We start from the raw sequence: 11,949 nt of genomic DNA, 5'->3' as shown, positions 1-11,949 counted from the left end.
TGTTTTTTAGGGATAGAAAGTCAGTAGCGATATCATGATGCTAAATATTCAAAAAATTATTTTTTTAGCTAAAAAAGGCAATTCTAAGTTAAGGCGAAGCATCAGGTGGGGAGAGCAAGATCTCAATAAACCCGAAATGTGCGCAAAAATCCATCGGATATTCAAGCTGACCGATTTGACGAGACTGTGGCAGAAAAAAGTCAGTTTTCAATGCAGGTCAGCACGTCAAAACTGTCAAATGAGTCAACGAGCTGATGCAGTCTGAATGAAATAGCGGCTTTACCTGACTTAAGTCGATTTTTCACGACACGTTCAGGTCATTAGTTGTCGAATGAAAATGTCACAATGATCAACGCACTGAAACAATCTGCACTAAAACCAGCGAAATTATTTATGTTTTTGGTCTTAAGTAATATTAAAAAGTTATAAATAGGATAAAAATGAGTAATAAATCGACAAATAAAACTGAATAAATGAAATATCGCACTATTCTTTTCATGAATCATGAGTTCAAAATATGGGTATTTATTAAATAAATATTGGGTAGTATTTTAAAAAAGTTCAATTAGAATCCAAAAATTGTACAAAAACACATCCTGAGGGGAGACATCGCGGATTGCGATGTTTACTTAAGAAAAATTAGCTTGAGGAACGCTCATGCAGATCGGAATTCCAGCCGAAACTGTTGTCGGTGAAAATCGCGTCGCTGCGACGCCTGAAACAGTAAAGAAGTTGATCAGCGCTGGTCATAGCGTCGTTATTGAACGTGGAGCAGGGGTAAACGCTGCTTACATCGATAGTGCCTATGAACAAGTTGGTGCCAAAATTACGGATGATGCCTATACCGGTAGTCAAATGATTTTGAAAGTTCGTGCGCCTAAAGGTGACGAAATTCAAAAACTCACAGCGGGTACCACCGTTGTGGGGATGTTTGACCCTTACCGCAACACCGAACTTGACCAATTTGCGTCACAAAACGTGTCTGCATTTGCATTGGAACTTTTGCCACGAACCCTTTCTCGTGCGCAAAACATGGACGTACTTTCATCTCAAGCCAACCTTTCAGGTTATAAATCTGTGCTTTTGGCTGCGGCTGAATATCAACGTATGTTCCCAATGCTGATGACAGCAGCAGGTACAGTAAAACCTGCACGTGTTGTGATCATGGGCGTAGGTGTTGCAGGATTACAAGCCATTGCAACAGCGAAACGTTTAGGTGCCGTAGTTGAAGCAACTGACTTACGTCCTACAGCACGTGACCAAGTTGAATCTTTGGGTGGTAAATGGTTAGACGTACCAATGTCACCAGAAGAGCAACAAAAAGCAGCCGATGCTGCGAAAAATGGTTATGGCTGGATGCCGGGTGAAGACTACATTCGTGATCAAGCGATTATTGTTGATAAAGCCGTATCGAATGCTGACATTGTGATTACGACAGCATTATTGCCGGGTCGTGATGCACCACGTTTAATCAAAGCAGAAACCGTTGCCAAAATGAAACCAGGCTCAATCATTTTAGATATGGCGGTTGAAACTGGCGGTAACGTTGAAGGTTCTGTTTGCGGCGAAAATATTGTGACTGCAAATGGCGTGAAAATTCTCGGTATTCCAAATATTCCTTCAACAGTTTCGACTGAAGCGTCGGCACTGTATGCACGTAACGTTTTGAATTTCATTGAAACCCTGTTTGATAGCGAAAAGAACTTCGCAATTAACCCTGAAGAAGAAATTCAAAAAGCACTACTTGTCACTCATGGCGGCCAAGTGCTGCTGAAACGTGGTTAAGGAGAATCATCATGGTTGAAACGATTACTATTTTTGTCTTGGCAATCTTTGTTGGTTACTACGTGGTTTGGGGGGTAACACCTGCGCTACACACACCATTAATGGCTGTAACCAATGCTTTGTCATCGATCATTATCGTTGGTGCGATGATTCAAACCGTTGGTATCCCAGGTATTGTGGATGCAAGCGTACAGTTCCAAAGCATTAACGTAGTGAGTATTTTAGGTGCGATTGCCGTTTTCCTTGCAAGTATCAACATTTTTGGTGGCTTTGCAGTGACTGCACGTATGCTTGAAATGTTCAAACCTAAGCAAAAGAAAAAAGAGGGTTAATCCATGGAATTCATTAAAGAATATGCGGATTGGTTCTACCTGATTGGTGCCGTTCTTTTTATCTTAACGTTGCGTGGTTTGTCTGGTCCAAAAACTGCGATTCAAGGTAACCGTTATGGCATGATCGCAATGGCAATTGCTGTAATTACTACATTCTTTGTCGCAGATCATCCAGTGATTTGGATGATTGTGGGTGCAATGGTGTTGGGTGCGGTCGTTGGTATTGCACGTGCAAAAACAGTTCCGATGACGCAAATGCCTGAAACTGTGGCACTGATGCACTCATTGGTCGGGTTGGCTGCGGTACTGATTGCGATCGCTGCGATTCTACATAACAACCAATTGACTGCGGCATTCGCGGAAAATGAAGCGGTATTAACAGCAGCGGGTGTAGAACATGCCCACATGAGCAAAGTTCATTTATTTGAATTGTTTGTAGGCTGTTTCGTTGGTGCGATTACATTCACAGCGTCGGTATTTGCTTACGGTAAATTGGCTGCGAAGAAATGGGCAAAAACCATTTCAGGTGGATGGGTAAAACCTGTTCAAGCTTTAATTTTCCTAGCGATGTTGGCGTGTGGTATCTACTTCTTTACCACAGGCAACATGAACGCATTCTGGGCAATGACTGTTCTTGCACTTGCATTTGGTTGGGTATGGATTGCGCCAGTAGGCGGTGGTGATATGCCAGTGGTGGTATCGTTACTGAACTCATTCTCAGGCTGGGCTGCAGCAGGGATTGGTTTCACGCTTGAAAACAACATGCTGATTGTTGCAGGTTCACTGGTTGGTTCATCGGGTGCAATTCTGTCTTACATCATGTGTAAAGCCATGAACCGTTCAATCATCAACGTTTTGTTTGGTGGTGCAATGGGTGGTACAGCAGTAGCGTCGGCGGATAATGGTGAAAAAGCACAGCGTAATCACCGTTCAGGTTCTGCAGACGATGCTGGTTTCTTAATGTCAAATGCGGACAGCGTGGTGATCGTACCGGGTTATGGTATGGCGCAAGGTCGTGCACAAAATGCCGTGAAAGAATTGTGTGAAATCCTAAAAGAGCAAGGTGTAAAAGTTCGTTTTGCGATTCACCCTGTGGCAGGTCGTATGCCGGGCCACATGAACGTACTTTTAGCTGAAGCTGATGTTGCATATGAAGACATTCTTGAAATGGACGAGATCAACTCAGACTTCCCAGCAACAGATGTAGTACTGGTGATTGGTGCGAATGACGTTGTGAACCCAGCGGCAAAAGACGATCCAAGTTCTCCAATTTACGGTATGCCAATCCTTGAAGCGCATAAAGCACGTACCATTATGGTGATCAAACGTTCTATGGCTACAGGCTACGCAGGTCTAGATAATGACTTGTTCTATAACGATAAAACGATGATGATCTTCGGTGATGCGAAGAAAGTTGTGGAAGATATGACAAAAGCCATTAATGGTGGCGGTCATTAATTCATATTGCCAAAGTCCCGCTGTGATAAAGCGGGATTGAGGAAGATTTAAAACCACCTTCGGGTGGTTTTTTGTTTTCTTTGCTTTTATTTTCTTCGCTTTTGATTAATTGATGCTTCACACTAAAAGTGCACAAATATTTAGCGCATCAGGTGCTTGAATCAAATTGATGCGTGTTTTGAAACAAAGGTGCAGATTGATGCGCTGTTTTGTTTCATTAAATTCAATCTCAGTGATTCAAAATATTGTCGCGAACTTATTTTGTGACGCAATGCATTGAAAAATAATTAATTGTCTGAAATTTGGTATTCTTTTTGCACAGCATGGTTATTCTTGGGGGAATAATCATGAAAAAAACATACTTGATGGCACTGTTTCTGAGTGTCCTGACATCGACTGCATGGGCAGTTGACCCGCAAATCGCCAGTAATATTCAAGAAATTCGTATTTCACTCGACAGTATTTGGGTGGTACTGGGCGGTATCTTGGTGTTCTTTATGCAAGCCGGATTTGCCATGATCGAAAGTGGTTCAGTTCGCAGTAAAAACACTATGAACGTACTCATGAAAAACTACATGGATGCCTGCTTGGGTGGTCTGGTGTTTTGGTTGGTGGGTTTTGGTCTGATGTTTGGGGTTAATACCACGGGCTGGTTTGGCTTAAGTCATTTTGCACCCGATCAACTGGATGATTGGCACTGGAACCTCCTATTTTTCCAAATGATGTTTGCTGCAACGGCAACCACTATTGCCAGTGGTGCAATGGCAGAGCGGATTCATTTTGTCGCTTATGTGGTGAGTGCGGCCGTTGTATCCGGTTTGATTTATCCTCTCTTTGGTAGTTGGGCATGGGGCAGTTTATTTGGCGGAGACGGTTGGTTAAAAGCACTCGGGTTTATCGATTTTGCAGGTTCGACCGTGGTGCATTCGATGGGTGGCTGGGTGGCTTTAGCGGGCATTATCGTATTGGGTCCACGTTTGGGACGATTTGGACGCAATGGGCAAAGCCATTATTTACCGGGGCATAACTTACCATTAGTGGCATTAGGTGGTTTTATTTTATGGTTAGCATGGTTTGGTTTTAATGCAGGATCGACCATTAATGCCAATGTCAGCGTAGGACGTATTGCTTTAAATACGCACCTTGCAGCGTGTGCTGCAGCGGTTGCATATATGTTGCTCTGTCTCATCCGATCTAAAGCCATTTTGATCCGCAGCACGATCAATGCCTCACTGGGTGGTCTAGTTGCCATTACGGCAGGCTGTGCAACGATGTCTCCACTGTATGCGGTCATCACCGGTTTATGTGCAGGTATTATGGTGACTTTCCTGCCAATGCTCATGGAAAAAATGAAACTGGATGATGTGGTGGATGCGGTGACGGTACATGGTTTCTGTGGCGCATGGGGAACATTGGCGGCAGGGATCTTCCTTGAAAATAATATGTTTAATGGCGATGTCATCGCGATACAAGGGCTTGGGGTGATTGCAGCCTTTTTATGGGGTTTTGGCGTTGCGTTCATTGTATTTAAGGTCTTGAACAAATTGTTGGGTGGCTTACGGGTAAGTAAGCAACATGAACAACGGGGTTTGGACTATACCGAACATGCTGAATTGTCTTATCCCGAGTTTCAAAAAGATGTGACTTTTGAAACGGATGATATGACCAAGCGTCATTAACAGGAGTAAAGCAATGAGCACCGAACTGTTGAATTTGGCACAACGCCGCGAAGCTTTAGAAAAAGGCTTACAACAATTTATTCATGGGACGTTACTCGACAGTGCGCTACGGCACTGGGAGCAGCAGTACAGCATGAAACCGTCATTTGTCTTGAATCGCTTCTTAAATGATATCTGTACCACAGAGGAGCTTCGCTTTTATCGTAAAGATATGCTGAAGCAAGTCTTGTATGAGTTATCTACCTTAGAAAAGCAGGAACTGTTAAGGGTTGAAAAACCGCAGGAGCAGGAGCAAGAAGACGAGCTCTTGGCAGAGACCATTAGCGAAGCTTTTTTAGGCTTTATCGAGTCAGTCATGCTGACGGTGAAGTCTAAAGATCAAGCTGATTTCATCCAAGATGTGATTGAGCAATTAGAAGAAATTGGGCTGGCAATTGCAGCAAATGCACAAATTAATACGGCGAGTTTTGTCGAGTTTTTGCCCTTGACCAGTTATGCCAAAGTTTTGACGAGCATTTATGAAGTGTATTGTGACTTTTATGGCCCGATGCGTGCAGACCAAGTTTATGCACAAACCAAGCTGAAAATTAAAGCCAATTATCCTGAGGTAGATTTACATCAACTGCTTTAGTGTAGGGGGTAAAACACCATGAAGCTGATTGTCCGTGTATGAAATCAAGGGATAAAAAAAGCGACCTAATTAGGTCGCTTTTTTCTGGAAGCTTAAGCTACAGTTTCTGGAGCTGTACGCCATAAGCTTTCTAAATCATAGAATTTACGTGCTGTAGGTAACATCACATGTACCACTACAAAACCGAGATCAATCAGGATCCATTCTGCATCACGTTCGCCTTCAACGCCAATCGGGCGGAATCCAGCTTTACGTGCTTCTTCTGCCACGTTGTCTGCAAGAGACTTAATGTGACGAGTTGAAGTACCGCTCGCAATAACAATCGCATCTGCGACATTGCTGATTGCTTTGATATCAAGTTCAACAATATCTTTGGCTTTTACATCTTCAAGTGCTTCACGTACAACAGCTAAACAAGCTTGTACATCTTTGATATTTGCGAGATCGTGAGAATTAGAAGCGCTGGGCGATGGTTCTAAATTCATAGAGGGTATGATTTCCTGACAATTTTACATGTTCTAATATAGCGGTTTTGTTGATGAATTTCAAATCAACACGTCATTGACCATTGGCTAAATGAGGGAAGTATTTGTCTTTCCACGCAAAAGAATGTGATGAGTTGCTTCGTGGTCGGTATTCAGCCGCGATGTAACCTGTATATTGGCTTTGATCTAACCATTTAAAAATCTCTGCAAATGGAATCTGCGCTGAGTCAGGTTCATGTCGCCCCGGACAGTCAGCAAACTGTATGTGACCGATATCCTGAATATTTTCTGCCAAAGTACTGAGGATGTCTTCACCCATCATCGCCATGTGGTAGCAGTCATATTGCATCTTCAAAGTAGAGTGTTGTACAGCTTCAAGCATTTCCTGAGCTTGGGCAATATTTTGCACCAAAAAGCGCGGCATATCAGTGCTATTAATCATTTCAAATACCGGTTGAATATGATGTTCAGACAACATGTGGCACGCCAGTTTGAGGTTGCTCGACAAGGTATTTAAACATGGGAGCAAGTCAGCATCTTGTGGCTGTTTGCCGGCTAAAATATTGACACTCGGTACATTTAACGCAGTGGCATAGCGAATGCATTGTTCTAAAGCCTGATGAAATTGATTTTCACGCCCCGGAACTCCCGCAAGACCATCACCGCCTTGCATCAAATCACCCGCAGGGACATTGATTAAACACAGGCTTAAATCATTGATGGTGAGTTGGGTTTGGATTTGCTCAATACTCAGCTCATACGGAAACTGAATTTCTACATGCTTAAAACCGTGTTCACGAGCCAAAGCAAAACGCTCTAACAACGGCACTTCGGTAAAAATCATGGATAAATTAACCGCGAGCTGAGTCATGTATATCGTCCTTGAAGCAATTTACTTCTAAAGTGGGAGTTGTTAGTTTTGTTCGACATGTTGAATGATGGTGGCTAAATCTTTTTCTGCAAAACCATTGTCCTGATGGGCTTTGAGTTGCGATAAAGCAAGGCTGGCAACAGGGATGCTTAATTCAAACTGGGCAGCCAGTTGGACTGCATTATTCAGGTCTTTAGATAAAGTTTGAACTTTCCATTGCACGGGCTCGAACTGATGTGTTGCCATACGTGGAGTTAAAATCTGAAAAGGCTTTGAATCTGCAAAACCACCGGCAAGTGCTGGTGCTAATAACGTGGTGTCTACACCTGATTTCTCGGCCAGTGCTACAGCTTCTGCGATTAATGTGCTATTGGCAGCGACGATCAGCTGATTACAAGTTTTGGTGGCTTGACCTGTACCTGAGTCGCCCATGCGAGTAACACGTTGAGATAAAACATTGTAAATCAGACTCAAATCTTGAATCGTTTGAGCATCACCACCGGCAAAGATGACCAAGGTGCCTTGTTCAGCACCAGCTGTGCCCCCAGAAACAGGAGAGTCAATCCAAGTGACTTGTTTCAACTTTGCAGCATGAGCCAATTGATGAGTTTGATTCACAGAAAGACTCGAAAAATCGACAATAATTTGTCCTGCCGCTAAATGATTTTCGATGCTTGCATACACCGCGGCAACAGCAGCATCATCTGCGAGACAAGATAAAACCACAGGATAATGGGCAATCTTGTCCAATTGAAGCGCCGTCGCGCCAATCGCAACCAACTCATCACACGCAGCAGCAGTTCTGTTCCACACCGCAACTTCAAATCCTGCCTGAATGAGACGCGTGGCCATACGGCTACCCATCAGCCCCATACCTAGAAATGCAATTTTTGTATTACGATCAAACGCCATGTGCTGTACTCAATCTATCCTGTGTGACTATTTTACTTATATTGGCGTGGTAAAAACTGAACCTCTGGGTTCTTGTCTTTTTTACGTGCCAATTGGCTGTTTTTGCCGAGCAGTAATTTTAATTGCCAGATTTTTTCTAAGCGTAAAGATCGTTTTGGACTATGTTCCATGGCATCTAGCACTTGTTTTGCCGCTGCCAAGGCATCTGGTGAACGTTGTGATAATTCTTCGGCTAACTGCTGCGCTTGAAGCAAAGGCTGTTCATTTAAATGCGTCACTAAGCCAATATCCTTGGCATATTCTGCGTCAAAAATACGTGCTGTTAAGGTTAATTCTTTGGCTAAATCCAGTCCTATCACACCTTTGAGTGAGCGAGTTAAGCCCATATCAGGAACTAAGCCCCAACGACTTTCCATAATCGACATTTGCGTTTTCGGGTGGGCAATACGGATATCGGCAGCCAAGGCAAGTTGCATGCCTGCACCAAAGCAAAAGCCTTCAAGTGCTGCAATTACGGGCACAGGAAGTTGCTGCCAAATCAGAAAGGCTTTTTGAAATAAACTTTGACCGGGCTTTAACAGTTCCCACGCAGCATAGGCACGATTTTTCGGATCATTCAGGTCAGCCAAATCAATGCCAGCACTAAATACATTGGCTTCACCCGTTAAAATGACACAGCGTAAGCTACGATCTTTTTTTAATTTTTCAGCGGTGCTGACCAATTCTTTGAGCAATGCAAAGCTCATTGCATTACGTTTTTCTGGACGGTTTAAGTAAACCGTTGCAATGCCATTATTTTTTTCTACACGTAATAAAGCCATGGTAATTACTCTTGTTGTTTCTGCGCCCGAGCATAGCATGCACCCTGACAGGATACATGACAGTGCAGTCACAACAGAAGCTGGACGGCACTGACTTTAGTCGGACTACGCTTAATTATTTTGTTTGGCTAAGATTTGTTGAGCTGCGTGTTCAACTTGCGTCATGACATTTTTTAACTCATCAAAACGGTTCAGGGTTTCTTGGACAAAAGCGTCATCCGCTTTACGGCGTTCCTTACGTAAGGTCGAAACAAATTGCTCAAATTGACCTGAAACCTCTTGGAGGGTTGGAGCGCCCACATAGCGGGTTGCGCCATAAAGCCGATGTAATACATGCTCTAATTGTGGAAAATCTTCATCTTCGATGAGTTGAGCCATTTCATGGATTTCTTGCTCAAAGCTATCGACGAGCATTTTCAGTAAATCGACTGCAAGATCTTCTTTATTCGCGGCCAACTGCAAGCTTTGCTGCCAATCTAAAATACTTGGCTCTAGGGCTTCAATCACCGAACTGCGCTCTAAAACCGGCACTTTCTTAAAGTTGTCGGTAGTCCACTGGGTCAAGATTTGAATAATTTGATCCATTTGAATTGGCTTTGTGACATAGTCATCCATACCACTTTGCAGAAGCTTTTGTTTTTCATCAGAAAGCGCATGTGCCGTCAAAGCGATGATAGGAAGGCGCTTATGATTTTCAAAGGTTGACTCAAGTGAACGAATAGCACGCGTGGTATCGACACCTGACATCACTGGCATTTGAATATCCATAAAGATGAGGTCAAAAGCTGCCAAACCTTGCTCTTGGCGAGCTTGAATGATTTCAATGGCTTCTTGTCCACTCAAAGCCTTGGTGGTTTTCACATTTAACTCAGAGAGCAGGGCTTCAAGCACAATCAGGTTTGGCAAATGGTCGTCGACAGCTAAAATGTGCAGACCTTGACCATTAAATTCTTCATGTTGCTCCTGATCAAACCAAGGCTCATTACTCAATAAATGAACCAATGCTGTACGGCTAAGTGGTTGATGCAATGGGCGAGCACGGTACTCGTTCAACATGCTTGGATCGAGCATCATTTGGTAGCCATAAACTGCTAAGTTACCGCTATACCGATGACGAATTTCTTTGAGTAAAGCTTCGGAGTCACCACTATGATCGACGATCAACCAAGTATTTTCATTGGTTTTTAGCTGATTGAGTCGACTAAATAAATCTAGTATTGACTGCGTTTCAATATGTTCAACATCATAATTTTCTAAGTAATGACGCAGGACATTGGCGGTTGCTGGATGTGCTAAGTAGGAAACGACTTGTAGATTGCTAAATTGTGGATGCACAATTTCAATTTCTTCATCGACCATAAAGCGCGCAGTAAACCAGAAGGTTGAACCTTTTTCTGTTGGGGCACGTTCTTGGTTATCTTCAAAACCAATTTGTCCATGCATTAGGCTGACCAATTGTTTGGAGATGGCAAGACCTAAACCTGTACCGCCAAATTGACGGGTAACAGATGCATCACCTTGCGAGAAGGATTCAAACAGTTTCTTACGGTCAGTACCACTTAGGCCGATACCACTGTCTTGGACACTAAAGTGCAGCAGACATTGACCGATGTCATCGTGCTCCATACGGACACGGACAATAATTTCACCATCAGGAGTGAATTTAATTGCATTTGAGATTAAGTTGGTCAAAATTTGCTTGAAGCGTAGGACATCACCAACCACAAATTTCGGCACATTGTCCGCATAGTAGAAGGTCATATCGATGTGTTTTTGTGCTGCCAATGGCGACAACATATCCATCACATCAAAGACGGCTTCTTCTAAGTCGAATTGCGCAGTTTCGAGTTCTAGTTTGCCTGCATCGATTTTGGAGAAATCAAGCACGTCATTAATTAAAGCCAATAAATGCGCAGAAGATTTACGAATCGTTTGTAGATATAAATTTTGTTCATTACTGAGGTTGCCTTGGCGCAGTAAAAGATGAATAAAGCCATCAATACTGTTCAGCGGTGTGCGCAGTTCATGGGAAATATTGGCCAAAAACACCGATTTTGATTGGTTGGCTTGAATTGCTTGGTCACGTGCTTGACGGTAGGTAATATTTTGCACTTCTAAAGTATCAAGCGTGCGTCTTAAGTCATCTTCCGTTTGTTCGGTATGTTCACGTAGCTCTAAGAAACTGAAATGTAAGCGTTTAACCACATTGGCTATATCACGCTGTAATAACCGGAGTTCTCCAGTACTGTTAATGATCATGTGCTGATCTAGAGTGTCGGCATTTAAACGTTGTAACTGCATGCGAATTTCGTACATTGGTGCGATCCAACGACGTGAATAAAAATTCAAACACAGCAAAAGTAATAAGAGCGTCAATAAACCCGTTGCAATCAACACGATTAACACGCGATAGCGGGCAATTTGCAGCGGTTGATTGTCCAGTTCAATGCTTAACCATGCCGGCGTCTGAGTTGAGTCTGAAATTTTCAGGGCATAAATATGGTTGCCCTGATGTGCAATCGGTCCGATAAAAGATGCTTTACTGTCAAAAGCAGGCCAAATATCTTGATCTTGAAAGCCAATGCTCAGGCGGTTGTTGCCTTTAAGATCTAAAATTGCAGCACGAATCAAATGTTTTTCGTTCAACATGCTTTGCATGGCATTACGAGCTTGATCAAACTGCCAAGGGTAATGATTCAGCAAATCAATCGCAGATTCTGACGTGGGTTGATAGCGTGTCAGAATCGCGACAGCCATTTGTTTTTGTTGTGCTTTGGCTGCATTGGAGGTTTCTGTTATTACCAACATCGCACCGACACAAGCCAAAATGGTGATCGGCACAAAAATAAGTGCAATCAACTGACCATAGGCATGATTTAAGTGTAGGCGTTTAAAAAGCTTTTTGTTGATATTTGACATGGTTTAAGCAGTTTATTCCTTATGCCCCGAATATTAGCATGGATTATTTAAAACTG

Annotated in this window: 10 protein-coding genes; 5 read left to right on the top strand and 5 right to left on the bottom strand. The window is 43.0% G+C overall.

All coding sequences use genetic code 11. The features are described 5' to 3' along the window. Positions 1-657: 657 nt before the first annotated feature. The 5 genes from FTU62_RS12620 to FTU62_RS12600 all read left to right on the top strand — a co-directional run bounded on the left by FTU62_RS12620 (position 658) and on the right by FTU62_RS12600 (position 5,885). Positions 658-1,785, top strand: coding sequence for a Re/Si-specific NAD(P)(+) transhydrogenase subunit alpha (locus FTU62_RS12620; protein ID WP_180102854.1), 1,128 nt, complete (start codon positions 658-660; stop codon positions 1,783-1,785). An 11-nt stretch (positions 1,786-1,796) separates the two neighbouring features. Then, on the top strand, positions 1,797-2,117 hold the full coding sequence (locus tag FTU62_RS12615) for a proton-translocating transhydrogenase family protein (RefSeq protein ID WP_078191287.1): 321 nt from the start codon (positions 1,797-1,799) through the stop codon (positions 2,115-2,117). 3 nt (positions 2,118-2,120) lie between these two features. Beyond that, on the top strand, positions 2,121-3,575 hold the full coding sequence (locus tag FTU62_RS12610) for an NAD(P)(+) transhydrogenase (Re/Si-specific) subunit beta (RefSeq protein ID WP_180102853.1): 1,455 nt from the start codon (positions 2,121-2,123) through the stop codon (positions 3,573-3,575). Between the two features lie 347 nt (positions 3,576-3,922). Then, the gene (locus FTU62_RS12605) at positions 3,923-5,254 is read left to right on the top strand and encodes an ammonium transporter (protein WP_180102852.1); all 1,332 of its coding nucleotides are present in this window, start codon (positions 3,923-3,925) and stop codon (positions 5,252-5,254) included. A 13-nt stretch (positions 5,255-5,267) separates the two neighbouring features. Further along, positions 5,268-5,885 carry a hypothetical protein gene (locus FTU62_RS12600; protein ID WP_180102851.1) on the top strand — a complete coding sequence of 206 codons (618 nt, stop codon included), beginning with the start codon at positions 5,268-5,270 and terminating at the stop codon, positions 5,883-5,885. 92 nt (positions 5,886-5,977) lie between these two features. Here the strand turns inward: FTU62_RS12600 and rsfS are convergent, their stop codons facing one another. The 5 genes from rsfS to FTU62_RS12575 form a co-directional block, all read right to left on the bottom strand. Beyond that, positions 5,978-6,370, bottom strand: coding sequence for a ribosome silencing factor (rsfS, locus tag FTU62_RS12595; RefSeq protein ID WP_086178424.1), 393 nt, complete (start codon positions 6,368-6,370; stop codon positions 5,978-5,980). 73 nt (positions 6,371-6,443) lie between these two features. Continuing rightward, positions 6,444-7,241, bottom strand: a complete 798-nt coding sequence (locus tag FTU62_RS12590) for a hydroxypyruvate isomerase family protein (RefSeq protein ID WP_180102850.1) — start codon at positions 7,239-7,241, stop codon at positions 6,444-6,446. Between the two features lie 42 nt (positions 7,242-7,283). Then, complete coding sequence (locus tag FTU62_RS12585) at positions 7,284-8,153, bottom strand: NAD(P)-dependent oxidoreductase (RefSeq protein WP_180102849.1); 870 nt, start codon at positions 8,151-8,153, stop codon at positions 7,284-7,286. Between the two features lie 32 nt (positions 8,154-8,185). Further along, positions 8,186-8,974: a crotonase/enoyl-CoA hydratase family protein gene (locus FTU62_RS12580; protein ID WP_180085557.1), complete on the bottom strand. Its 789-nt coding sequence runs from the start codon at positions 8,972-8,974 to the stop codon at positions 8,186-8,188. 111 nt (positions 8,975-9,085) lie between these two features. After that, positions 9,086-11,893 carry an ATP-binding protein gene (locus FTU62_RS12575; protein WP_180102848.1) on the bottom strand — a complete coding sequence of 936 codons (2,808 nt, stop codon included), beginning with the start codon at positions 11,891-11,893 and terminating at the stop codon, positions 9,086-9,088. Positions 11,894-11,949: the final 56 nt, after the last annotated feature.

Source organism: Acinetobacter sp. YH12126 (assembly GCF_013418745.1).
GTDB classification, from domain to species: Bacteria; Pseudomonadota; Gammaproteobacteria; order Pseudomonadales; family Moraxellaceae; genus Acinetobacter; species Acinetobacter amyesii.
This window is presented reverse-complemented; position numbering and strand designations above follow the sequence as displayed.